Raw genomic sequence first — 21898 nt, 5'->3', positions numbered from 1 at the left:
AATCCGGCTGGTCCTGTCGCCCGTACCGCCGCAACATGGCGCGCGTCGATTCCCCCAAGAGAGAAAGACTACAATGCAGCGTGTTCTCAGCATCGCCCTCGCCTTCTGCCTGGCGCTGACCGTCAGCCTGGATGCCAATGCCAAGCGCTTCGGCGGCGGCAAGAGCCTCGGCTCGGCACCCAGCCACCAGACCCGCCAGGCGCAGCCGGCCACTGCGCCGAACGCCACTGCTGCCGCCCCCAACGCCGCTCGTCCCGCCGCTGCCGCCAGCGGTGCTTCGCGCTGGCTCGGCCCGCTGGCCGGTATCGCCGCGGGCGGCCTGCTCGCTTCCATGTTCATGGGCGACGGCTTCGAGGGCATCCAGATGCTCGACATCCTGTTGATCGCCCTGGTGGCCTTCATTGCCTTCCGCTTCATCGCCGCTCGCCGGCGCCAGCAGAACCAGGGCCAGCCTGCGATGGCCGGGCACGCGCCGATGCAGCGCGAAATGCCGGCCCAGGCGCCGATCTTCGGTGGCGCCGCCGCTGCTGCCGCTGCGCCGAGCCCGGTGATCAACGCGCCGAGCTGGTTCAACGAGGAGCGCTTCGTCGGTGCCGCTCGCGAACACTTCATGTCCCTGCAGCAGCATTGGGATGCCAACGAGATGGACAAGATCGCCGAGTTCGTCACCCCGCAGATGTTGCAATGGCTGAAGCAGGAGCGCGCCGAGATCGGCGACGCCTACCAGTCCACCTACATCGACAACCTGGTCGTGCAACTGGACGGCGTCGACGACCAGGCCGACAAGACCATCGCCACCCTGACCTTCAGCGGTGTGTCGAAGACCTCGCGCTTCGACCAGGGCGAAGCCTTCAGCGAAAGCTGGCGGATGGAGCGCGCCCAGGGCGAGAACCAGCCATGGCTGGTGGCCGGTATCCGGCAGAACTGATCCCGAGTGGTTGCGGTCCCTTCGGGGGCCGCCGAACCCCCCGCTTCCGCCAGGGAACGGGGGTTTTTTCATCTCCGTTGGCGGGTTGACCGACCATTCGTCCGGCGCCATGGCCGAAGGCCAGCCGCGACACTTGTCTTGCGCTCGGTGCGGCTACTGTATAAAAAGCGCGCCACCCGTTGCGAGAGAGCCTGTCGTGGAAGACGTCATCGAAAAACTGCGTGAACTCAACGAACCGGTTCCGGTGCCCCTGGAACTGCCGGAAGAAGAACTGCTGGTGGAAATCGAGGAAGAGCTGCTGATCGGCATTCCCGCCGAGTTCCGCGAATTCCTCCTGCTGGTCAGCGATGTGGTCTACGGCCGCCTGGAGCCGGTGACCGTGACCGATCCGCACTCGCACACCTATCTGCCCGAAGTGGCGGCCACTGCCTGGGACCTGGGCGTTCCGCGCGAGCTGATCCCGCTTTGCGAGGACGACGGCAGCTACTACTGCGTGGCGGAGGACGGCGAGGTGGTGCTCTGGGCCGATGGCGACCTCACCGATGAAAGCTGGGATTCGGTGTGGGTCTGGGCTCGCGACGTCTGGCTGGAGAGCTGAGCCTGAACCGCCGCAAAGGCTCTGCAACGCGCCTTTGCGGCTGACTTCCCGACGTCGCGCGAGGCTGCCTGGAGGCCCTGCGCGTCGCCGTCGGCGCTTCGTCTCCGACAAAGCGCCGCTGCGCTAAGGAATTTCCCTCGATTGCGACGGTCACAAGGGCAATTCCGCACTTGTCGCTCCGGATGTAGGCAAGTGCGCTGCCCCGTGTGGAGATTCTATGAAGTTCAAAGCTCTGTTCGCTGCATTGCTGCTGACCAGCCTGGCGGGTTGCGCCAACCAGGCGGTGGTCACTTTGCAAGATGGCAGCGAGGTCCTGGTCAAGGATCAGTCGGATTACGACAAATACAATGACTACTACGAGTTCGAACAGCTGAATGGCGACACCATCCTGATCAAGAAGGACAATGTGCGCACCATTCGCCCGCAGTAGCGGCGCTTATCTCCCGTCAGGCGTGCTCGCCGGAACGGTGTCGCTTTCGTGGCCGGGCCTCCAGCTCCAGGAGGTTCAGCAGGTACTGGCCGAAGTAGGCCAGGTCCTGTTCGATCGCCGCGCGCGCGGCCGGGCCGTCGCCGCGGCGTAGCGCGTCCAGGGCGTCCTCGTGGAAATCGTTCAGACGTAGGGAGAGGTCGGCCTCGGTGAACAGCCGGTTGAAGAACGGCCCGACCTGTAGCCAGAGCGTCTCGATGAGACGCAGCAGCACCGGGTTGCCGCAGGCGCGGTAGAGCGTCAGGTGGAATTCGCTATTGGCTTCCAGGTAGGCCTGTACCTCGCGTCGGCGCAAGGCGTCCTCCATTCGCCGCAGACAACCTTCGAGTCCTTCCAGTGCCTGCTCGTCCAGCCGGCCGCTGGCGCTTTCGGCCGCCAGCCCTTCGAGGGACAGGCGCACCTGGAGGATCTGCAGGAAACGCTCGCGGGTCATCAGCGGCACCCTGAGCGAGCGTTGTGCCTCGCCCTCCAGCGCCCCTTCCGCCACCAGCCGTTGCAGGGCGGCGCGAACCGGCATCGGGCTGGTGCCCCACTGGTTCGCCAGGTCGCGGATCTTCAGTCGCTCGCCGGGCTGGAAACGTCCGGCCAGCAAGTCTTCCCGCAGTCGTTGGTAGAGTCGTTCCTGGAGATTCTCGGCCATGGTCAGCTCCGGGTCGCCGGTGGCGCCGGAAGCTGGGAAAGCGTCAGGCTGCAGTTGCGCATGTTCAGCTCCGTTTGTTTTCGATCAGGCAGTTGCCGCCATCCACCACCAGCAGTTCGCCGTTGACGAAGCTGGCTTCGGGCGAGGCGAGGAAGGCCACCGCGGCGGCCACCTCTTCGGGCCGGCCGGCACGTCCGCTGGGGCTGGCCAGGGCGGCCTGGCGTTCTTCGGCGGTGCTCGAGGCGGTGGCGATCCAGCCCGGCGCGACGCTGTTCACCGTGATGCCGCTCTTCGCCACCTCCAGCGCCAGGCCCATGCTCCAGCCGACCAGACCGGCCTTGGCCGCGCTATACGCGGCTTCGCCCGGGTTGCTGCCGCGGGTTCCGGTGGTGGAGGCGACGTTGACGATCCGCCCGTAGCCGCGCTCGCGCATGCCCGGCAGCAGGCCGCGGGTGAGCAGGAAAGCGCTGGTCAGGTTGCGCGACAGGGACAGTTGCCAATCCCGCAGCGAGGTCGCTTCCACTGCGCTGAAGGGCTCCGCGCTGTCCAACTGGGCCATGCCGGCATTGTTCACCAGGATGTCGACCCGTCCCCACTGGGCTTCGGCCCAGTCCAGCAGGCCCTGCACCTGGGCTTCGTCGGTCAGGTCGGCGCTCGCGGCGCGCACGTCGTGACCACATGCGCTCAGTTCCTCCGCTCGTTGCCTAATCCGCTCGCTGCTGGCGGTGATCAGCAGGCGCACGCCTTCGCGGGCCAGCCGCCGGGCAATGGCGAAACCGATGCCGAGTTCGCTGCCGGCGCCGCTGATGAGCGCGACCTGACCTGTCCACTTCGAAAAGTCATTCATTTTTGTGATCACAAAATTGACATGGAAAACAGATTATCAGTGCTTTCAAATACTGTATTGACTTTTTTGTGATCACAAATGAAAGTTGTGCGAAATAAAAAACGAGGTGTTCGAAATGACCGCCAGTGGCATCGCCGAAGCCGCCGTGGAAACCTTCATGGCCCGCGAGCAGCAACGTTTCCTTGCGCAGAATCCACAGTCCGTCGCGCTCGCCGAGCGAGCCCGGCGCGCCTTGTTCGACGGCGTACCGATGCACTGGATGAGCGATTGGTCGACACCCTGTCCGCTGTTCGTGGAGCGTGCCCACGGCGCGCGTTTCCATGATGTGGACGGCCACGCCTACGTGGACTTCTGCCTGGGCGATACCGGCAGCATGTTCGGCCATTCTCCGGCGCCGATCGCCCGGGCGCTCGCCGAGCAGGGCGCGAACGGCCTGACCACCATGCTTCCGGGGGAGGATGCCATCGTCGCAGGCGAGCTGCTGGCGCAGCGCTTCGGCCTGCCGTTCTGGCAGGTAGCGACCACCGCTACCGACGCCAACCGCTTCGTCCTGCGCTGGGCGCGTGCGATCACCGGTCGCAAGGTGGTGCTGGTATTCGACGGTTGCTACCACGGCACGGTCGACGACACCCTGGTTCGCTGCCGCGACGGCCGCACCGTGCATCGCTCCGGCCTGCTCGGCCAGGCCCACGACCTCACCCAGTTCAGCCGCGCGGTGCCGTTCAACGACCTCCAGGCCCTGGAGCGGGCGCTGGCCAGCGAAGACGTGGCCGCCGTGCTCTGCGAGCCGGCGATGACCAACATCGGCATGGTCCTGCCGCAACCCGGCTTCCACCAGAAGCTGCGCGAGCTGACCCGTCGTCACGGCACGCTGCTGATCATCGACGAGACCCACACCATCTCCACAGGTCCTGGCGGCTGTACCCGCGCCTGGAAGCTCGAGCCGGACTTCATCACCCTCGGCAAGCCGATCGCCGGCGGCGTACCGTGCTCGGTGTATGGTTGCAGCGCGGCGATGGCCAGCGCCATGCAACTGGCCAGGGCACGTGCCAGCGAGCAGAGCGAAGGCCACGGCCACAGCGGCATGGGTACCACGCTGTCGGCCAACGCCCTGGCGATGCGCTGTATGCGCGCCAACCTGGAAGAGGTGATGACCGATACCGCCTACGCCCACATGCTGTCCCTGGCGGCGCGTCTGGCCGAGGGCTTCCGCAGGATTATCCACAAGTACGGCCTGGCCTGGTCGGTGACCGAGCTCGGCGCGCGCAGCGAGTTCCAGTTCTGCCCGCAACCCCCACGCGACGGCGCGGCCGCCGAGGCGGCGTTCCACGACAGCCTGCAGATGGCCTTGCACCTGTATCTGATCAACCGCGGCATCCTCATCACGCCGTTCCACAACATGACCCTGTGTTGCCCGGACACTCGCGAAGAAGATGTCGACCGCCTGCTCTCCAGCCTCGACGAGGCGCTCGGCGAGCTGCTCGCCATACCCGGCGCGCGGGAGGCCTGAGATGCATTTCGCCGATCCGCGGGAAGCCCGCGAGTTCCTCGCCGCACACCCCGAGGTGCGCAGCATCGAGCTGTTCCTGATCGACGCCAACGGCGTGCCGCGCGGCAAGCTGCTGCATCGCGACGAGCTGCTGGCGGTCTACGAAAGCGGGCGGCCGCTGCCGAGCACCATCCTCGGCCTGACCATCAATGGCGATGACGTCGAGGAGACCGGCCTGGTCTGGGACGTCGGCGATGCCGATTGCTGGACCTTCCCGCTGCCCGGCAGCCTGACCCTGCAACCCTGGCGGCGGTCACCGACCGGACAGGTGCAGGTCAGCATGCATCCCGAGTTCGGGCTACCGGCCGCGGCGGGCGATCCCCGGCATGTGCTGCAGCGGGTTATCCACAGCCTGCAGGCGGAGGGTTTCCACCCGGTGATGGCGGTGGAACTGGAGTTCTACCTGCTCGACCGCGAACGCGACAGCGACGGCCGGCCGTTGCCGGCGTTGCAGATGAATGGCCAGCGGCCGCGGGCGACCCAGGTCTATGGCGTCTACGAGCTGGAGCAGTTGCAGCCATTCCTCGATGACTTGTATGCCGCCTGCGAGGCCCAGGGCCTGCCGGCGCGCACGGCGATTTCGGAGTACGCGCCGGGGCAGGTGGAAATTACCCTGCAGCATCGCTTCGACACGCTCCAGGCGATCGACGAAGGCGTGCGCTACAAGCGCCTGGTCAAGGGCGTGGCGAATCGCCATGGGTTGCAGGCCTGCTTCATGGCCAAGCCGTTCGCCGATCTTTCCGGCAACGGCCTGCACCTGCACGTCAGCCTGGCCGACGCCGCTGGCAACAATCTGTTCGCCAGTGAGGACCCGGCCGGGACCCCGCTGCTGCGCCAGGCCATCGGTGGAATGAAGGCGTGCCTGCTGGAGTCTTTGGCGCTGTTCTGTCCGAACGCCAACTCGTTCCGCCGCTTCCAGGCGAACAGCTACGCGCCGCTGGCGCCGACCTGGGGAATCAACAACCGCACCGTGTCGCTGCGGGTTCCCGGCGGCTCGCCGTCCAGCCGGCACATCGAGCACCGCATCTGCGGCGCCGACGCCAATCCCTACCTGGCGGCGGCGGCGTTGCTCGCGGCGGTGCGCCTGGGTATTCGCGAGCGACTCGACCCCGGTGCGCCGATCACTGGCAACGGCTACGCTCAAGCCACCCAGGCGTTGCCGAGCGACTGGCTGACCGCGCTGCGCGCGCTGGAGGGCTCGGCCTGGGCGCGCGAGGCGCTCGGCGAGGATTTCCTGAAGATCTACCTGGCGATCAAGCAGGCCGAATACCGTGCCTTCATGGGCGAGGTCGGCGAGCAGGACTGGCGCTGGTATCTCAACCAGGCCTGAATGAACGGCTGCCGGCGTTGCCGGTCAGTCATTGAAGCGGGCGGCCGATTGGCCGTCGGTGTTTTCCACGCGGCACAGGAGTAAGGAAAAGCAGATGAGCACGCCCGTCGTTCTTATCACTGGTGCAGCCGGCGGCTTGGGCCGGGCAATCGCCAAGCGTTTCGCCCAGAGTCATTGGCGCATCGCCGCCACGGATGTGGATAAGGAGGGCCTGCACGCGCTGAACGCGCAGGTGCCGTTGGACGCCAGCGGGGTCGCCGACCTGCGCAGCGCGGATAACTGCCATACCCTGATGTCGAAGATTCTCGCCCGTACCGGACGTCTCGACGCCCTGGTGAATGCCGCGGGCGTCTGGCGCGAGGGGCCTGTGGAAAACTTCACCGAGGAGGATTTCGACCTGGTCCTGGGAGTCAACCTCAAGGCCTCCTTCTACATGTGTCAGGCCGCGATACCCTACCTGAAGGAAAACCAGGGCAGCATCGTCAACATCTCCAGCGACTCCGGACGCCAGGCCTACCGGGGTTCGGCGGCGTATTGCGCGAGCAAGGCGGCGCTGACCATGCTGAGCAAGACCCTGGCGCTGGAACTGGCCGAGCAGGGCGTGCGGGTCAACGCCGTGTCGCCGGCGGATATCGCCACGCCGATGCTCGACTACCAGGCCGAACGCTATGGGATGGGCAATCCGGATGGCTACAAGCGCGCGCTGCTGAAGGATTATCCACAGGGCAAGGCGGCACGCTTCATCCGCCCGGAAGAAGTCGCCGAGCTGGTCTGGTATCTCTGCGGCCCTCAGGCCGAAGCGATCACGGGCGCCGACCTGGCGGTGGACTTCGGCCTGTCCGCTGGCCGCTGAGTGGATTTTCCACGGGTCGCTCCGCTGGAGCGGCCTGTGGAAAAGTTTCAGTCGTCCCTGGCCTGACTGGATATCTTCACCCAGTTACCGGCGGCGGCGATGCCCATGCCGCCGTAACCCTGGCAGTCCCCGCCAAGGCTCTCCACCACTCGCAGGTCGATGCCTTCCTGCCATACCAGCAGGCTGCAGCCGGCGCCCAGGCCTTCGCTGCGCAGTCGGTAGAGGGCGCCTTGCCCCTCCAGCCGACCGGACAACTCGCCGACCGCCGCGGGCCCATATTCCAACAGTTTCTCCGGATTGCCGATGCGCATCAGGGCGAAGCTCGCCTGGTAGCCGCCCTTCACCGGTTCGATCTGCAGGCTTTCCCATTCGGCCTGCCCGGCGTAGCGCAGGTAGTGCCCGGCGAGGCCCTGGAGGGACGGATAGTCGACTTTCAGGGCAACCTGTTCCAGGTTGTGGCGCGTGGCCTTGCCGCTGTAGCCGCGATCCAGCGCCAGGTTCATCCAGGCGCGGGCGCGTCCCGGTTGTCCGGCCTTGAGGCTGGTCAGCGCGAGATTGTTCAGCGCCTGTTCCGAGTCGGCTCCGCCCTGTTCCTGGCGCTCGGCCAGACGCAATTGCCAGGCGAAGGCGTCCAGCGCCTGTGGATAACTCCCCTGTCGATAAGCCTGGGTGCCGCGCGTGTTGCATTCCGCGGCTGTGGCGCAGGGCGTATCCTCGGCCTGGATGGCAGCGGCACCGATGCCGGCAAGCACGGCCAGGGCCAGGAGAAGGATGCGAATGGCGGCAGGCATTGGCGCGATTCCCGGTGGAAAAGGGCCAGTCTAGAAAAGCCCGCGGATGTCTGCACGACCCGGCGCGATTTCGATCATGACGATTGAAAATTTGTGGCCGCTGCCGTCTTCGTTTGCGTCTATGGTGTCCCCCGCCCGTCCTGATGAGAGAAAAAGCGCTATGCAACCCGGAAACAACCAACTGTCGATGACCGTGCTGATGACCCCGGACATGGCCAATTTCTCCGGCAATGTCCATGGTGGTACCCTCCTGAAGTATCTCGACGAAGTCGCCTATGCATGCGCCAGTCGCTATGCCGGTCGCTACGTGGTGACCCTGTCGGTGGATCAGGTGATCTTCCGCGAGCCGGTGCATGTCGGCGAACTGGTGACCTTCCTCGCTTCGGTCAACTACACCGGGCGGACTTCCATGGAGATCGGCGTCAAGGTCATCACCGAAAACATCCGCGAGCAGTCCGTGCGTCATACCAACAGCTGTTTCTTCACCATGGTCGCCCTGGATGACGAGCGCAAGCCGGTGGCCGTCCGTCCGCTGGAGCTGGAAACCGCCGAGCAGAAGCGCCGCTTCGCCCAGGCCCAGCAACGCCGCCAGCTGCGCGCGGAGCTGGAGGCCCGCTACCAGGCGATTCGCGAAGACGGTTGAAGAAGGCTGCCGGTGTCCGGTCGAGCCCGCTTCGGACCTGATGCCGTTTCGCGAATTTTCGCAGCTTTTCATAAGAAAACGCAGAAGTTTGCCTCTGCTGGCGTCAATTCCTGACATTTCTTGATAAGAAACCGGCGTGCCTGTTAAAACTCCAGCAACGTCAACGGGTTAACCTGTCGGTATAGCGCCGGGTTTCGCCAGGAACCATAGCCGCCGTCGGGTCGCTCGAATGCCATGGGCCGGTCGCTCTGCCCGGCTCCGTTGGCGGAAAACCTTTCCGCCTTGCCGTCACGGGCGCGGGTCCGTGATCCATTTCGAACGTCGTCGTCCGCCGGCCAGGCCGCGGAGGACGCGTTCCCCGTGTTGCCGGGAGTCCTGATGCACCATACGCCGTTACTCACTACACTCGCCGCGGGGTTCGTCCTCGCCTTCCTCTTCGGGGCCCTGGCCAATCGCCTGCGCATTTCGCCGCTGGTCGGCTACTTGCTCGCGGGCGTCCTGGCCGGGCCGTTCACTCCCGGTTATGTCGCCGACCAGGCGCTGTCGCAGGAAATCGCCGAACTCGGCGTGATCCTGCTGATGTTCGGCGTCGGCCTGCACTTCTCGCTCAAGGACCTGCTCTCGGTGAAGGCCATTGCCATTCCCGGGGCGCTGGTGCAGATCGGCGTCGCCACGCTGCTTGGCATCGGCCTGGCCAAGCTGCTCGGCTGGAGCTTCGGCGGCGGCCTGGTATTCGGCCTGAGCCTGTCGGTGGCCAGTACCGTGGTGCTGTTGCGCGCCCTGGAGCAGCGCCAGTTGCTGGACACCAAGCGTGGCAGGATCGCCATCGGCTGGCTGATCGTCGAGGACCTGGCGATGGTCCTGACCCTGGTGCTCCTGCCGGCGCTCGCCGGCACCCTCGGCGGCAAGACCGACGGCGGCGACGCCGGTCTGCTCTGGCCGCTGCTGATTACCCTGGGCAAGGTCGCCGCCTTCGTCGCCCTGATGATCTTCGGCGGTCGCCGGGTGGTGCCCTGGGTGCTGGAGAGGATCGCCGCCAGCGGTTCGCGGGAGCTCTTCACCCTGGCCGTGCTGGCCATTGCCCTGGGCATCGCCTATGGCTCGGCGGTGCTGTTCGGGGTGTCCTTCGCGCTAGGTGCCTTCTTCGCCGGGATGATTCTCAACGAGTCCGAGCTCAGCCACGAGGCGGCGGAGAACTCGTTGCCGCTGCGCGACGCTTTCGCGGTGCTGTTCTTCGTCTCGGTGGGGATGCTGTTCAATCCGATGATCCTGTTGCAGGAGCCACTGACGGTCCTGGCCACTTTCCTGGTCATCGTCTTCGGCAAGTCGGTGGCCGCCTACCTGATCGTCCGCGCTTTCGGCCATCCGAACAGCACCGCACTGGTGATCGCCGCCAGCCTGGCGCAGATCGGCGAGTTTTCCTTCATTCTCATCGGCCTGGGCATTGGCCTCGAACTGGTGCCGGAGCAGAGCCGCGACCTGGTGCTGGCCGGGGCGATCCTGTCGATCCTGGTCAATCCGCTGCTGTTCATCGCCATCGATCGCCTGCAGCAACGCAAGGAGCAGCGCCTGGCGGAGGCCGCTGGCGGGGTCCGCGAGATGCCGGCGCAGGACCTGCCGCCGCCGATCCTGGAGCGCGAGCATGCGGTGCTGATCGGTCATGGCCGGGTTGGCGGGTTGGTCAGCGCTCGCCTGCGCACCGCCGGGACGCCCTTCGTGGTAGTGGTGGACAAGCGCGACAAGGCCGACGAACTGCGCGAACAGGGCTACAGCGTGGTCCTCGGCAATGCCGCCAGTCCCGGCGTGCTGGAACTGGCCAACATCGCCGAGGCGCGCTGGTTGCTGATCGCCATTCCCAACGGCTTCGAGGCCGGGCAGATCGCCAGCCACGCCCGCGCGGTGAACCCGCCGCTGGACATCGTCGCCCGGGCGCATTTCGACGCCGAGGTGGACTACCTGGAGCAGAACGGCGCCAACCTGGTGATCATGGGCGAGCGCGAGATCGCCTGCGGCATGGTCCATCGCCTGGGACTCGACCGTGACGAGCGCGGCGCCGACGCACCGCTGCCGCAGTCGGCCTGACATGTTGCGCCGTCTCTACGACTGGACCCTGCGCCTGGCCGGCCATCCCCGCGCGGAGCTGGCCCTGGGCGGGGTGACCTTCGCCGAAAGCTCGTTCTTCCCGATTCCGCCGGACGCCTTGCTGGTGCCGATGGTCCTGGCCAACCGGGCCAAGGCCTGGCGCTACGCGGCGATCTGCGCGATCAGCTCGGTGCTGGGCGGCATCGCCGGCTATTTCATCGGCTTGCTGCTGTTCGAGAGCGTGGCCATGCCGATCCTGGCGTTCTATGGCTTGCTGGAGAACTTCGAACAGGTCGCCGAACGCTACAACGAACTGGGCTGGCTGATGGTGCTGCTGGGCGGCGGCTTCACGCCGCTGCCGTACAAGGTGATCACCATTACCAGCGGAGTGACCCAGCTCGACCTCTGGCTGTTCGTCGGCCTCAGCCTTGTCGCCCGCAGCCTGCGCTTCGCCGCTACCTGCGCTTTGCTGTTCTGGGCTGGCCCACGCCTGAAGACCCTGATAGAGCGGCGTCTGGGCATGGCTTTCGTGCTGATGGCGGTGATGGTGGTCGGTGGGTTGATGTTGGGGAAATACGTTCTTTGAGCCGCCTGTGGATGATTTTCACCCACAGGGGCGGAGACTAAAGGCGCACTGCGTCGAAACGAACCCTTGGGTGTGCGATCCGATCCTGCGCCCGCACCAGTTCCAGCTCGTAGCTGCCGCAGGCCTGGGTTTCCAGCAGCACTTCATGGACCGCGGCGCCGGTGAATTCGAAGGCGTTACGCAGGTCGTCGCCGAGCAGCAGGCGAGAGAGGAACAGCCCCGAGGCCAGGTCGCCGACTCCGACCGGTTGCCGCGGGAAGGCCAGCAGCGGGCGCTGCAGGTGCCAGGCCTGATCGGCGGCCACCAACAGCATCTCGAAGGTGTCGCCGGACTTGCCCGGATAGTTCAGGTGCTTTACCAGGATTGCCCTGGGACCGCGTGCCAGCAGGCTCCGTGCCATTTCCACGCAGTCGGCGAGGGAGTTCGGCTGGCGGTCGCAGAAGCTGTCCAGCTCCAACTGGTTGGGGCACAGGTAGTCGGCGACCGCGGCGGCTTCTTCCAGCAGGAAGTCGCTGACTTCCGGGGCCACGATGCAGCCTTTTTCCGGGTGGCCCATGACCGGGTCGCAGAGGTACAACGCCCGAGGGTTGGCCTGTTTGATCCGTGCCACCACATCGAGAATGGCGCGGCCCTGGGCGGCGCTGCCGAGATAGCCGGACAGCACCGCGTCGCAGTTGCCCAGTTCGCCGATGCCGGCAATACCGTCCACCAGCGCCGGAATCTGCTCCGGCGGCAGCACCTGCCCGGTCCATTGACCGTACTGGGTGTGGTTGGAGAATTGCACCGTGTTCAACGGCCAGACGTTGATTCCGATGCGCTGCATCGGGAACACCGCCGCGGCATTGCCGGCGTGGCCGAAGACCACATGGGACTGGATGGCGAGCAGGTGGGGTGTACGTGGCATGAGACGACTTCCTACAGCTGAGTCGGCGCAGTATGGGGGCTAATTCACATGGCGAAAACACCCCCCACTCGCTGCCTGCCGGGAGAACGGGTAAGCTGGCCGTCCCCCTACACCGGATTCCGCTCGTGACCCTGGGTAACCTTTTCGTCATGCTCCTGTTGGGCGCCGCCGCAGCCTGGTGGTGGCGCGCCCATGGCGTGCGCGAGCGGGCGTTGCTGCTGGCCAAGCAGCATTGCGCCAATCAGGGCGTGGAACTGCTCGACGAGAATGTCGCGCGCCGGCGCCTGCGCCTGGCCCGTGACCACCGTGGTCAGTGGCGGCTGAGCCGCGAGTTCGGTTTCGAATTCACCGTCAGCGGCGAGGAACGCTACGCCGGGCGCATCGTCATGTATGGCTATCACCTCGGCGCCATCGAATTGGCCCCGCATCGCTTCGAGGCGGCCGCCGAGGTCGACAACCCGCCGGTGCATAGCGCCGAGGTGATTCGCCTCGACGAGTGGCGGCAGTCCCGGCAGAAAAAGGTCGGCGACTGAGGCGGCAGAGCGTCAGGGCAGTATCCCGAGAGCCTTGAGACTGGCCTTGCCCAGTTCGACGCGCTTGCCGATGTCGGCCTCGCCGCCGGGCATGTCGATGTTCAGGGCGAAGCCGTAGAGCCGCTCGTTGCGCTTCACCCAGCCCACCCACCAGCCGAGCTCCGGCGTGCAGTCGAAGCACCAGCCGGTCTTGCCGTGCAGCTCCCAGCCCGGGCCGCTTTCCAGCAGGGTCATGGCGCGCACGGTGGACTGCACCGGGGCGGGGAATGGCAATTCTCCCTGCGCCAGTCGGATCAGAAAGCGGGTCTGTTCCATCGCGCTGATCTTCAGCGGTCCCACCAACCAGAAGTTATCCACAACCTGGCCGATTTCCGCGTTGCCGTAACCCAGGCGCGAGACATTGGCGCGCATCCGCTCCAGGCCGATGCGCCGCGCCAGTTCCTGGTAGACCGGTACGTTCGATGCCTTGATCGCGTCGCGCAGGCTCATGTCGTGCTCCCAGGCCTTGAAGCGCTGGGGCTTGCCGCCATAGGGAAGAACCTCGTCGGCGGATCTAACCGCCCCTGTGGATAAGCCGATCAGGCTGTTCGCCACCTTGTAGGTGGAAGCGGGAACGAAGCGGGTTTCCGCGCGCTCCCGGTCATGGCCGACATAGCGCTGCCGCTGCACATCGTAGAGGACGAAGGTGCCTTTCACCCCGGCCGCGCCGAATAGCTTGTCCACGGCCTGGCTGTCGTTCCATTCGCTGGCCTGGGTATGCCCGGAAAGCAGGAGAAGGGCACTGAAGAGGAGAGGGCGCATGGCTCGGTCCTGTGGGGTCATCCTCCCTGGGACCGATGGATGAGCGCCGGATTCCCCACGGAAGGAGCGTTCATGGATTGGGCAGGAGAAAGTCGCGTACGCGTTCGGCGGCATCGGCCGGGTCTTCCTGCATGAAGCAGTGGCCGCCGACCACCGCGTGGGCGCTGACTTGGGGGTTGAGCGAGCACCAGCGCGCCACCGACTTGGCGACGAAAGGGTAGGTGCGGTCACCGTAGAGCACGCGGGTCGGCGTGATGATCTTGCCCAGCGACGGCCACAGCCGCCTGGGGAAGGAACTGAAGATCTCCGCTTCGCGGCTTGGCCGGCACTTCAGCTCGACTCCGCCGTCGCTCTCCTTCAGCGCATATTCCACGTAGGCCCACAGCGCCTCGTCGGTCCAGCCCTTGAAGATACCGCGGCCGCGCAAGCCGGCGTAGGCGGCTGCGCGATCGGGCCACTGGCTGCGGCGCAGGCGCGCCTTCTTCGCCAGGCTGCCGCGCAATTGCAGGCCGAGGGTCTCGGAAAGTGCCATCACGCCGATCATCGCCGGGGTGAACAGTACCGGGTCGAGCAGCACGGCGCGGGCGAACAGGGTGGGATGGCGGGCCAGGACGAGGCTGCTGAGGACGCCGCCGAAGCTGTGCCCGCAGGCCAGTCGCTGGACATCGCCATAGGGACCGCGCCCGGCCTCGAAGGCCTCCACCGCCATCTCGGCGTTGCGGTTCCAGCCGTGGAAGCGGCCGCCATGGTCGCTTTCGCCGTGGCCCTGGATGTCGCACAGCCAGAGGTCGAAATCCTCCGCCAACAGACGCAGCATCGGTTCGTAGGTGCGGCCGCAGAAGCCGTTGCCATGGAGGAAATGCAGCAACGGCTTGCCGCTCGGTTCGCTGCGCCAGCCGCGCAGGGTGAAACCGGCCGAGCAAGAATGGGACCAGGGGGATAGCGACATGGGCAGACTCCTCGTACGGCGCGCAGTGTAACCGGGCGCCGTGCTATCGTCGCCGCTTCCCGCCGCCGTTTCGATCCGCCGATGTCCTTGTCCCGTCCGCTGCGCCTGTTCCTGCTGTTGCTGCCGCTGCTCGGCGGCCTGCTGCTGTCCATGGACTGGGCGGGTCGCCAGGCGCGACAGCAGGCGCTACGCGCCGAGGGCGAACAGGTGCGCAAGCAGCTGGACCTCTACGCCGGCTCGCTGCAGACCCTGATCGAACGCTTCCGCAGCCTGCCGGCGGTACTGGCGCTGGATCCGGATCTGCGCGCGGCGCTGGCCGGGCCGATCGACGGCGAGTTGCAGCAGCGCCTCAACCTCAAGCTGGAAAGCATCAACCTGGCCGCCCGCTCCTCCACCCTGGAGCTGCTCGACCGTACCGGGCTGGCCGTGGCGGCGAGCAACTGGAACCTGCCGACCAGCTACGTGGGCCACAATTACGGTTTCCGTCCCTATTTCCGCCAGACCATCGCCCAAGGCTCCGGACGTTTCTATGCGGTCGGGGTGATCAGCGGGATTCCCGGTTATTTCCTGTCCCACGCGGTGCGCGCCGAGGACGGCAGCTTCCTGGGCGCAATCGTGGTCAAGCTGGAGTTTCCCGATCTGGAACGGCAGTGGAACCAGACCCCCGACCTGGTCCTGGCCAGCGACGCCAAGGGCATCGTGTTCCTCGCCAACCACGCCGGTTGGCGCTACCGCGAACTGGAACCGCTGGATACCGTGGACCGCTTCGAACTGGCGGAGACCCGGCAATACGATCGCCAGCCCCTGATACCCCTGCGCCACCAGACCTTGCGCAGCTACGGCGAAGACAGCCGTCTGGCGCGGGTGGAAAGCGCCGACGGCGAGAAGGACTACCTCTGGCAATCGCTGGACCTGCCCAACGACGGCTGGACCCTCCACTTGCTGCGCGACACCGCGAGCATCCAGGACGACGTCGCCACCGCGCGCCTGGCCGCCGCCGGCACTTGGCTGGCGCTGGTCTTCCTCGGCTTGTTCCTGCACCAGCGCTGGCGTATCGCCCGCCTGCGGCAACGTAGCCGGGAGGAGCTGGAGCGCCTGGTCGAGCAGCGCACCGCCGACCTGCGTACCGCGCAGGACGGCCTGGTGCAGGCGGCCAAGCTGGCCGCCCTGGGGCAGATGTCGGCAGCCCTGGCCCATGAGATCAACCAGCCGCTCACCGCCCAGCGCATGCAACTGGCCAGCCTGCGCCTGCTGCTCGACGCCGGACGCCACGACGAGGCGCGCCAGGCGTTGCCGCGCATCGACCAGATGCTCGAACGCATGGCCGCGCTCACCGGCCACCTGAAGACCTTCGCGCGCAAGAGCGCCGGCGGCCTGCGCGAGCGTATCGAGTTGGGTCACGTGGTCGAACAGGCGCAGCAGTTGTTGCTGCCGCGAATCCGCGCCGAACGGGTGGAGATCGAGCAGGCGCTGCTCTGGCCGGCCTGGGTGATGGGTGACGCGATCCGCCTGGAACAGGTGCTGGTCAACCTGCTGCGCAACGCCCTGGATGCCGTTGCCGGCCAGGAGCGGCCATGGATCCGCCTGGCCCTGCAACGGCTTGGCGGCGACTGGGTGCTGAGCGTCGCCGACAACGGCGGCGGGATTCCCGCCGAGCACCTGGGCAGCGTCTTCGATCCGTTCTTCACCACCAAGCCGGTGGGAGAGGGACTCGGCCTCGGCCTGGCGGTATCCTATGGGATCGTCCACGAACTCGGCGGCCGCCTGCAGGTCGCCAATGCCGAGGCGGGAGCGGTGTTCAGCCTGATCCTGCCGGCGGCCCCCGATGACACGAGCGTAACGACATGAGCGACCAGGTGATCTTCGTCGACGACGAAGCGACGATCCGCGAAGCGGTGCAGCAATGGCTGGAGCTGTCCGGCTTCGAGGTGCGCCTGTGCCTGCGCGCCGAGGAATGCCTGGGAGCGTTGGACAAGTCCTTCGCCGGGGTGGTCATCAGCGATGTGCGCATGCCCGGCATGGACGGCCTGCAACTGCTCGCCAACCTGCAGGCGGTCGATCGCGACCTGCCGGTGATCATGGTCACCGGGCACGGCGACGTGCCGATGGCGGTGGAGGCCATGCGCCAGGGTGCCTACGACTTCATCGAGAAACCCTTCACGCCCGAGCGCCTGCTCGGCAGTTTGCGGCGCGCGCTGGAAAAGCGCCGCCTGGTGCTGGAGAACCGGCGCCTGAAGGAGCAGGCCAGTCTCAAGGACCAGGTCGATGCGCGTCTGCTCGGCGTGTCCAAGCCGATGGAAGCGTTGCGCCGGCAGGTTCTGGCCCTGGCGCCGACCCCGGTGAACGTCCTGATCCGTGGCGAGACCGGCAGCGGCAAGGAACTGGTTGCCCGCTGCCTGCACGACTTCGGGCCGCGCGCCGACAAGCCGTTCGTGGCGCTGAACTGCGCGGCGATTCCCGAGCAACTGTTCGAGAGCGAGCTGTTCGGTCATGAGAGCGGTGCGTTCACCGGCGCGCAGGGCAAGCGCATCGGCAAGCTCGAGCATGCCCATGGCGGCACCCTGTTCCTCGACGAGATCGAAAGCATGCCGTTGGCGCAGCAGGTCAAGCTGCTGCGCGTCCTGCAGGAGCAGCAACTGGAGCGGCTCGGCTCGAACCAGAGCATCCACGTCGACCTGCGGGTGATTGCCGCGACCAAGCCCGACCTGCTGGCCGAAGCACGTGCCGGACGCTTCCGCGAGGACCTGGTGTATCGCCTGAACGTCGCCGAGCTGCGCCTGCCGCCGATCCGCGAGCGTCGCGAGGACATCCCGCTGCTCTTCGAACATTTCGCCAGCGTTGCCAGCCAGCGCCTCGGCCGCGAGCCGCAGCCCGCCGCGCCGGCGGAACTGGCGCGGCTGATGGCCCACGACTGGCCGGGCAATGTACGCGAGCTGGCCAACGCCGCCGAGCGTCATGTCCTCGGCCTGGAGCGTGGGGACGCCGAGGAAGGCGGCGGCCTCACCTCGGGGCTGGCGGAACGCATGGAAGCCTTCGAGGCGGAGTGCCTGCGCCAGGCGCTCGGCCAGTGCCGCGGGGATATCAAGGCGGTGATGGAGTTGCTGCAACTGCCGCGCCGGACACTCAACGAAAAGATGCTGCGGCATGGCCTCAGCCGCAGCGATTTCGTCGGCGAAGAGCCGGCCTGAACCAGCCCTCGCGAGGCGTCAGAGATCCTTCGCCAACTCCGTTGGTGCCTGGCGCCCGCCGCGTTGCAGCAACGCCAGGTAGACCAGCCCCACCGCGATCCAGGCCAGTCCGAGCAACTGTGCGTCGAGGCTCATGCTGTAAAGCACGTAGGCGATGATCGCCAGGCCCACCAGCGGGAACAGTAGATGCCGCAACCACTGGCCGGAGCGCTGGCGGCGGTAGTAGTGGTTGATCACGCTCAGGTGCAGCAGGCAGAAGCCGGTGAGGGCACCGAAGTTCACCAGTGAGGTGAGCACGTCCGGTGCGTCGAGGAAGGCCCAGCCGATTCCCAGCGACAGCACCGCCACCAGGTACAGGCTGACGTGCGGCGTCTGGTAGCGCGGATGGACCCTGGCCAGCGCGCGCGGCAGCCTGCCGTCCCGGGCCATCGAGTAGAGCAGGCGCGAGACCGCTGCCTGCGAGGTGATCGACACGGTGACACCCCAGGCCAGCGCGGTGGCTACCGCGGTCAGCATCGACAGCCACTGGCCACCGGCCGCTTCGGCGATCTCGTAGAAGGCGGTGTCCGCCGACTTGAAGTTCATCCCGGCGGCGAGGTCGGTGGCCAGCCAGGTCTGCGCGATGAAGATGCCGCCCATGATGAACAGCGCGATCAGCGCGGCGCGGCCGATCTGCCGGGCGGGATCGCCCTTGACCTCCTCGGCGAGGGTGGAGATGGCGTCGAAGCCGAGGAACGACAGTACGGCGATCGAGGCGGCCTTCATCACCAGGCCGAGATCGAAGGCTTCCGGGCGATACAGCGGTTCGAGGGTCAGCCGGCCGTTGCCCAGGCCGCCTTCCAGCGCCTGGTAGCCGACCACCAGGAAGATCGCCAGCACCACCAGCTCTCCGATCAGGAACAACAGGTTGGCGCGGGCGGCGAAGGTGATGCCGCGCAGGTTGACCAGGGTCGCCGAGACCAGGAACAGCAGCATCCAGGCCAGCTTGGGGATCGCCGGGAACAAGTGGTTCAGCGCCAGCGCGCTGAACACGTAGAGCAGCGGCGGGATCAGCAGGTAGTCGAGCAGCAGCACCCAGCCGGCGATGAAGCCGACATGGGGGTGGATGCCGCGCTGGGCGTAGGAATACACCGAGCCGGCAATCGGAAAGGCCTTGGCCATGGCTCCGTAGCTGAGGGCGGTGAAGAGCATCGCCAGCATGCCCACCAGGTAGGCCATCGGCACCATGCCGTGGGCGTCGGCATGGACCCAGCCGTAGACCCCGAACGGGGCGATGGGGATCATGAAGATCATCCCGTAGATGATCAGGTCGCTCAGGGACAGGCTGCGGCGCAGCTGTTGCCGGTATCCGAACTGTTCGATGGCCATGACGGGCTCCTCGGGAAAAGGCAGCGTATTGTCGTTATCGGCGCCGCACGCGAAGCGGGCCTCTTTCTCGTTGTTGGCGACCGGCGGCGCCGGTCATCGCATCAGAGCCAGGGATACAGACGCTCGGCCCAGGCGTACACCGCATCCGGCATGCGCAATCCATCGTTGCGGATCTCCAGCAGCACCGCTTCCAGACCGCGTGCGTCGCCATGCACCGGAACGGTAGTGTCTTCCGCCGGGTCGATCGCATAGGGCTGGTTGCCGGCGACTTCCAGGCCGTGCCGGCGCAAACCGTCGAGGATGCGCCTGGCGTAGGCGCCGGCGTTGCGATAAAGCACCCCGGCAACCAGCGGGCGGGGTCTGCCGTGGTACACCGGGGTAAAACTGTGCACGCCGACCACGCGGGTCGGCACGCCGGCGGCCTGGCGCTCGTCGAGCAGTTGCGTCAGGCGCTGGTGGAACGGATGGAACAGGCAATCCTGGCGATAGCGGCGCACCGTCTCGGACAGCTCGCGGTTGCCGGGAACCGGGTAGATCTCGCTGTGCGGCGGAATGCTGTCGGGTGCCTCCAGCGGTCGGTTCAGGTCGATCAGCAGGCGCGAGTAGCCGGCCGCCAGCAATGGCGCGTCGAGCCGCCGGGAAAGCTCTTCGGCCAGCGCCAGGGCGCCGATATCCCAGGCGATGTGTTCTTCCGCCGCGGCCTGGTCCAGGCCGAGGCGCTGCAACTCCAGCGGGATGTGCCGGCTGGCGTGCTCGCAGACCAGGACCACCGGGCTGCGCCCTTCGGGGTTGAGCAGGCGGTAGGGTGGCAGCTGGTAGATGCCGAGTTCGGGGTTGTCAGTAAAGCTCGGCATAGTGGCGGCACAGGTCGTCGTCGGAAAGGCCCGCCGTCAGTGCCAGTTCGTGGCGCTTCATGGCGAGGTAAGTGTCCAGCAGCGGCTTTGGCAGCTCGGCGCAGAGCGTCTCGTCGCGCTGCAGGCAGTCGAGCGCATCGCCGAGGGTCGCCGGCAGGGCCTGGATGCCGCGGGCCTGGCGCTCTTCGTCGCTGAGGCCGTGCGGATCGATATCGGCCAGGGCGCGCAGCGGCAGGCGTCGTTCGATGCCCAGGCGGCCGGCGATCAGCACCGCGGCCATCGCCAGGTGCGGACAGGCGGTGGCGTCCATCGGCCGGAATTCCAGGTTGTACTGCTTGCCCAGCGGCTTGCCGCCGACGCTCACCACCGGGCAGATGCGCAGCGCCGCTTCGCGGTTGCGCAGTCCCAGGCAGGCGTAGGCGGCGCTCCAGTGGTGGGGTTTCAGGCGCAGGTAGGAGGCGGCGGTAGGCGCGGTCAGCGCGCACAGCGCTGGCAGGTGCGCGAGCACGCCGGCGGCCCAGTGCTCGCCGAGTTCGGAGAGATCGTTGGGTCGACCGGGCTCGTACAGCAGCGGGCTGCCGTCGGCATGTTGCAGGCTCAGGTGCAGGTGCACCCCGTTGGTCACCGCGCCGGGTGCCGGCAGCGGTGCGAAGCAGGTACGCAGGCCCATCTGCCGCGCCACTTCGCGAGTGACCTCGCGGACGTTCACCGCGCGGTCGGCGGCGGCCACGCCCTGCGCCGGGCGGCAGGTGACCTCGTACTGGCGCTGGCCGTATTCGGGGAGGAACATCTCCGGCTCGGTGCCAGCCTGGGCCAGGGCGCTGACCAGCCAGCCGGGGAACTGCCCGGCGGCACGCTGGGCCTGCAGCGAAAACGCCGCGGCCGGACGCTCGCCGGGCAGGCCGAGCAGGCTGAATTCGTGTTCGAACGCCGCGATGACCTGCAGGCCGCTGTCGCGATAGCGTTCCACCTCGGCCCGCAGCAGGCTGCGCGGGCAGGCCGGCCACGGCGTGCCGTCGGTTTCCACCAGGTTGCCGTGCAGGTAGTCGAGCGCCGGCGCAGCGGCGTCGGGACCCTGCTCGACGCGCACCCGGCTGTTCGGGTCGGGCAGCAAGCGCAGGTCGCCGTGGCTGCCCCAGGGGCTGCTCTCGTCGATCAGGTCCTGCGGGGTCAGCGAGCTGTTCGCCGGTACCCAGCCGCAACCGCTGGCCAATTGCTCCTCCAGGGTCGCCAGGGGCAGCGAACGCCCGCGGGTGATGCCGGCCAGGTCGGTGGTGACGAAGCTGACCAGGCGTACCGGCTGCAGGCGGTTCACAGGTTGCTCCGGCCGAGGGCGGCGATGCGTTGCAGGACGGTCTCGGTGTCGCTGATCCAGCAGTAGCCCTTGATCGCTTCCAGGCAGGCCTGGTGGCGTTCCGGGGTATGGGTGGCGCAGGCATCCTCGACCAGGGTGACCAGGTAACCGCGGTCGGCGGCATCGCGCACGGCCATGTCCACGCACTGGTCGGTGACCACCCCGCAGACGATCAGGTGGCGGGTGCCGAGGTTGCGCAGTACGTAGTCGATGGCGGTGGAGTTGAAAACGCCGGAAGAAGTCTTCGGCAGCACGATCTCGTTGGCGGTCGGCTCCAGGGCGTCGATCACCCTGGCGTCCGGGCTGCCCTTGGGCAGGTGCATCTCCGACAGCTTGTGATCCAGCGAGCGGTCGCGACCATCGGCGGTGAGGCTCTCGATGACGGTGTGCAGGACGTTCTCGTCCACTGCGCGCATGGCCCTGAGCAGGCGCTGCTGGTTGGGGATCACCTGGTTCTGCACGCGCTCGTAGAAGTAACCGGCTGCCTGCGGATCGACGTGCGGGTCGCGCCCCGGCTCGACCCAGGCACGCTGCATGTCGACGAAGAGGATGGCGGTCTGCCGGCGGCCGAATGGCAGGTCGCGCGGCGAGTGGTGGGGCAGGCTGAACATCG

At 67.0% G+C, this 21898-nt stretch carries 22 protein-coding genes; 12 read left to right on the top strand and 10 right to left on the bottom strand.

Annotation, left to right across the window (positions count from 1 at the left end):
* Window positions 1-73: 73 nt before the first annotated feature.
* The 3 genes from ACM0M4_RS30760 (at window position 74) to ACM0M4_RS30750 (ending at window position 1956) form a co-directional block, all read left to right on the top strand.
* Window positions 74-928, top strand: coding sequence for a Tim44 domain-containing protein (locus ACM0M4_RS30760; RefSeq protein WP_003099685.1), 855 nt, complete (start codon window positions 74-76; stop codon window positions 926-928).
* A 196-nt stretch (window positions 929-1124) separates the two neighbouring features.
* Entirely contained in the window at window positions 1125-1526 is a 402-nt protein-coding gene (locus ACM0M4_RS30755; protein WP_003099687.1) for an SMI1/KNR4 family protein, read from the top strand.
* Window positions 1527-1743: 217 nt separating this feature from the next.
* Window positions 1744-1956 (top strand): YgdI/YgdR family lipoprotein, encoded by a 213-nt coding sequence (locus tag ACM0M4_RS30750; protein WP_003097061.1) that lies wholly within the window; start codon window positions 1744-1746, stop codon window positions 1954-1956.
* A gap of 16 nt (window positions 1957-1972) precedes the next feature.
* Here the strand turns inward: ACM0M4_RS30750 and ACM0M4_RS30745 are convergent, their stop codons facing one another.
* Complete coding sequence (locus tag ACM0M4_RS30745) at window positions 1973-2653, bottom strand: GntR family transcriptional regulator (protein ID WP_003097059.1); 681 nt, start codon at window positions 2651-2653, stop codon at window positions 1973-1975.
* A 64-nt stretch (window positions 2654-2717) separates the two neighbouring features.
* Entirely contained in the window at window positions 2718-3500 is a 783-nt protein-coding gene (locus ACM0M4_RS30740) for an SDR family NAD(P)-dependent oxidoreductase (protein ID WP_003099690.1), read from the bottom strand.
* Between the two features lie 115 nt (window positions 3501-3615).
* Here ACM0M4_RS30740 and ACM0M4_RS30735 point away from each other — a divergent pair, with 115 nt between their 5' ends.
* From ACM0M4_RS30735 to ACM0M4_RS30725, 3 genes are all read left to right on the top strand, one after another.
* On the top strand, window positions 3616-5010 hold the full coding sequence (locus ACM0M4_RS30735; RefSeq protein WP_010792435.1) for an aspartate aminotransferase family protein: 1395 nt from the start codon (window positions 3616-3618) through the stop codon (window positions 5008-5010).
* A gap of 1 nt (window position 5011) precedes the next feature.
* Complete coding sequence (locus ACM0M4_RS30730) at window positions 5012-6379, top strand: glutamine synthetase family protein (protein ID WP_023129364.1); 1368 nt, start codon at window positions 5012-5014, stop codon at window positions 6377-6379.
* A 94-nt stretch (window positions 6380-6473) separates the two neighbouring features.
* On the top strand, window positions 6474-7232 hold the full coding sequence (locus ACM0M4_RS30725) for an SDR family NAD(P)-dependent oxidoreductase (protein WP_003097046.1): 759 nt from the start codon (window positions 6474-6476) through the stop codon (window positions 7230-7232).
* Window positions 7233-7279: 47 nt separating this feature from the next.
* Here ACM0M4_RS30725 and ACM0M4_RS30720 read toward each other — a convergent pair whose 3' ends face one another.
* Window positions 7280-8023, bottom strand: a complete 744-nt coding sequence (locus ACM0M4_RS30720; protein ID WP_023129365.1) for a hypothetical protein — start codon at window positions 8021-8023, stop codon at window positions 7280-7282.
* 160 nt (window positions 8024-8183) lie between these two features.
* Here ACM0M4_RS30720 and ACM0M4_RS30715 point away from each other — a divergent pair, with 160 nt between their 5' ends.
* The 3 genes from ACM0M4_RS30715 (at window position 8184) to ACM0M4_RS30705 (ending at window position 11334) form a co-directional block, all read left to right on the top strand.
* Entirely contained in the window at window positions 8184-8666 is a 483-nt protein-coding gene (locus tag ACM0M4_RS30715; RefSeq protein ID WP_003097040.1) for an acyl-CoA thioesterase, read from the top strand.
* A gap of 378 nt (window positions 8667-9044) precedes the next feature.
* A complete protein-coding gene (gene ybaL, locus ACM0M4_RS30710; RefSeq protein ID WP_003114136.1) occupies window positions 9045-10748 on the top strand; it encodes a YbaL family putative K(+) efflux transporter in 1704 nt (567 codons plus the stop codon).
* A gap of 1 nt (window position 10749) precedes the next feature.
* Window positions 10750-11334, top strand: a complete 585-nt coding sequence (locus tag ACM0M4_RS30705; protein WP_003114135.1) for a YqaA family protein — start codon at window positions 10750-10752, stop codon at window positions 11332-11334.
* A 37-nt stretch (window positions 11335-11371) separates the two neighbouring features.
* Here ACM0M4_RS30705 and pdxY read toward each other — a convergent pair whose 3' ends face one another.
* Window positions 11372-12238, bottom strand: coding sequence for a pyridoxal kinase PdxY (gene pdxY, locus ACM0M4_RS30700; protein WP_009316037.1), 867 nt, complete (start codon window positions 12236-12238; stop codon window positions 11372-11374).
* Window positions 12239-12270: 32 nt separating this feature from the next.
* Between pdxY and ACM0M4_RS30695 the strand changes: the two genes are divergently transcribed.
* Window positions 12271-12771 (top strand): DUF3301 domain-containing protein, encoded by a 501-nt coding sequence (locus tag ACM0M4_RS30695; RefSeq protein WP_079741896.1) that lies wholly within the window; start codon window positions 12271-12273, stop codon window positions 12769-12771.
* 12 nt (window positions 12772-12783) lie between these two features.
* Here ACM0M4_RS30695 and ACM0M4_RS30690 read toward each other — a convergent pair whose 3' ends face one another.
* Both ACM0M4_RS30690 and poxA read right to left on the bottom strand, forming a co-directional pair.
* A complete protein-coding gene (locus ACM0M4_RS30690) occupies window positions 12784-13572 on the bottom strand; it encodes an OXA-50 family oxacillin-hydrolyzing class D beta-lactamase OXA-937 (RefSeq protein ID WP_034081711.1) in 789 nt (262 codons plus the stop codon).
* Window positions 13573-13642: 70 nt separating this feature from the next.
* Window positions 13643-14521, bottom strand: coding sequence for an alpha/beta hydrolase PoxA (poxA, locus tag ACM0M4_RS30685; protein WP_023131422.1), 879 nt, complete (start codon window positions 14519-14521; stop codon window positions 13643-13645).
* 81 nt (window positions 14522-14602) lie between these two features.
* On the opposite strand from poxA, the gene ACM0M4_RS30680 reads away from it, so the two are divergent.
* On the top strand, window positions 14603-16369 hold the full coding sequence (locus ACM0M4_RS30680; RefSeq protein WP_023129367.1) for a sensor histidine kinase: 1767 nt from the start codon (window positions 14603-14605) through the stop codon (window positions 16367-16369).
* Window positions 16366-17709, top strand: coding sequence for a sigma-54-dependent transcriptional regulator (locus tag ACM0M4_RS30675; RefSeq protein WP_003099712.1), 1344 nt, complete (start codon window positions 16366-16368; stop codon window positions 17707-17709). Before ACM0M4_RS30680 ends, ACM0M4_RS30675 begins: the two co-directional genes overlap by 4 nt.
* A gap of 18 nt (window positions 17710-17727) precedes the next feature.
* On the opposite strand, the gene ACM0M4_RS30670 is transcribed toward ACM0M4_RS30675, so the two are convergent.
* The 4 genes from ACM0M4_RS30670 to ACM0M4_RS30655 form a co-directional block, all read right to left on the bottom strand.
* Window positions 17728-19077, bottom strand: a complete 1350-nt coding sequence (locus ACM0M4_RS30670; RefSeq protein ID WP_003099715.1) for an APC family permease — start codon at window positions 19075-19077, stop codon at window positions 17728-17730.
* A gap of 101 nt (window positions 19078-19178) precedes the next feature.
* A complete protein-coding gene (locus ACM0M4_RS30665) occupies window positions 19179-19847 on the bottom strand; it encodes an N-formylglutamate amidohydrolase (RefSeq protein ID WP_221345570.1) in 669 nt (222 codons plus the stop codon).
* A 67-nt stretch (window positions 19848-19914) separates the two neighbouring features.
* Window positions 19915-21246: a glutamine synthetase family protein gene (locus ACM0M4_RS30660; RefSeq protein ID WP_003121385.1), complete on the bottom strand. Its 1332-nt coding sequence runs from the start codon at window positions 21244-21246 to the stop codon at window positions 19915-19917.
* Window positions 21243-21896 (bottom strand): isochorismatase family cysteine hydrolase, encoded by a 654-nt coding sequence (locus tag ACM0M4_RS30655; protein ID WP_003099724.1) that lies wholly within the window; start codon window positions 21894-21896, stop codon window positions 21243-21245. Before ACM0M4_RS30655 ends, ACM0M4_RS30660 begins: the two co-directional genes overlap by 4 nt.
* Window positions 21897-21898 lie beyond the last annotated feature (2 nt).

This window comes from Pseudomonas sp. 18-147, from assembly GCF_051048045.1.
GTDB classification, from domain to species: domain Bacteria; phylum Pseudomonadota; class Gammaproteobacteria; order Pseudomonadales; family Pseudomonadaceae; genus Pseudomonas; species Pseudomonas aeruginosa.
This window is presented reverse-complemented; position numbering and strand designations above follow the sequence as displayed.

Coding starts and splice junctions, on each gene's coding strand:
- ACM0M4_RS30760 (WP_003099685.1), top strand. CDS start 74: ATGCAGCGTGTTCTCAGCATCGCCCTCGCCTTCTGCCTGGCGCTGACC.
- ACM0M4_RS30750 (WP_003097061.1), top strand. CDS start 1,744: ATGAAGTTCAAAGCTCTGTTCGCTGCATTGCTGCTGACCAGCCTGGCG.
- ACM0M4_RS30745 (WP_003097059.1), bottom strand. CDS start 2,653: ATGGCCGAGAATCTCCAGGAACGACTCTACCAACGACTGCGGGAAGAC.
- ACM0M4_RS30740 (WP_003099690.1), bottom strand. CDS start 3,500: ATGAATGACTTTTCGAAGTGGACAGGTCAGGTCGCGCTCATCAGCGGC.
- ACM0M4_RS30735 (WP_010792435.1), top strand. CDS start 3,616: ATGACCGCCAGTGGCATCGCCGAAGCCGCCGTGGAAACCTTCATGGCC.
- ACM0M4_RS30730 (WP_023129364.1), top strand. CDS start 5,012: ATGCATTTCGCCGATCCGCGGGAAGCCCGCGAGTTCCTCGCCGCACAC.
- ACM0M4_RS30725 (WP_003097046.1), top strand. CDS start 6,474: ATGAGCACGCCCGTCGTTCTTATCACTGGTGCAGCCGGCGGCTTGGGC.
- ACM0M4_RS30720 (WP_023129365.1), bottom strand. CDS start 8,023: ATGCCTGCCGCCATTCGCATCCTTCTCCTGGCCCTGGCCGTGCTTGCC.
- ACM0M4_RS30715 (WP_003097040.1), top strand. CDS start 8,184: ATGCAACCCGGAAACAACCAACTGTCGATGACCGTGCTGATGACCCCG.
- ybaL (WP_003114136.1), top strand. CDS start 9,045: ATGCACCATACGCCGTTACTCACTACACTCGCCGCGGGGTTCGTCCTC.
- ACM0M4_RS30705 (WP_003114135.1), top strand. CDS start 10,750: ATGTTGCGCCGTCTCTACGACTGGACCCTGCGCCTGGCCGGCCATCCC.
- pdxY (WP_009316037.1), bottom strand. CDS start 12,238: ATGCCACGTACACCCCACCTGCTCGCCATCCAGTCCCATGTGGTCTTC.
- ACM0M4_RS30695 (WP_079741896.1), top strand. CDS start 12,271: ATGGGGGCTAATTCACATGGCGAAAACACCCCCCACTCGCTGCCTGCC.
- ACM0M4_RS30690 (WP_034081711.1), bottom strand. CDS start 13,572: ATGCGCCCTCTCCTCTTCAGTGCCCTTCTCCTGCTTTCCGGGCATACC.
- poxA (WP_023131422.1), bottom strand. CDS start 14,521: ATGTCGCTATCCCCCTGGTCCCATTCTTGCTCGGCCGGTTTCACCCTG.
- ACM0M4_RS30680 (WP_023129367.1), top strand. CDS start 14,603: ATGTCCTTGTCCCGTCCGCTGCGCCTGTTCCTGCTGTTGCTGCCGCTG.
- ACM0M4_RS30675 (WP_003099712.1), top strand. CDS start 16,366: ATGAGCGACCAGGTGATCTTCGTCGACGACGAAGCGACGATCCGCGAA.
- ACM0M4_RS30670 (WP_003099715.1), bottom strand. CDS start 19,077: ATGGCCATCGAACAGTTCGGATACCGGCAACAGCTGCGCCGCAGCCTG.
- ACM0M4_RS30655 (WP_003099724.1), bottom strand. CDS start 21,896: ATGTTCAGCCTGCCCCACCACTCGCCGCGCGACCTGCCATTCGGCCGC.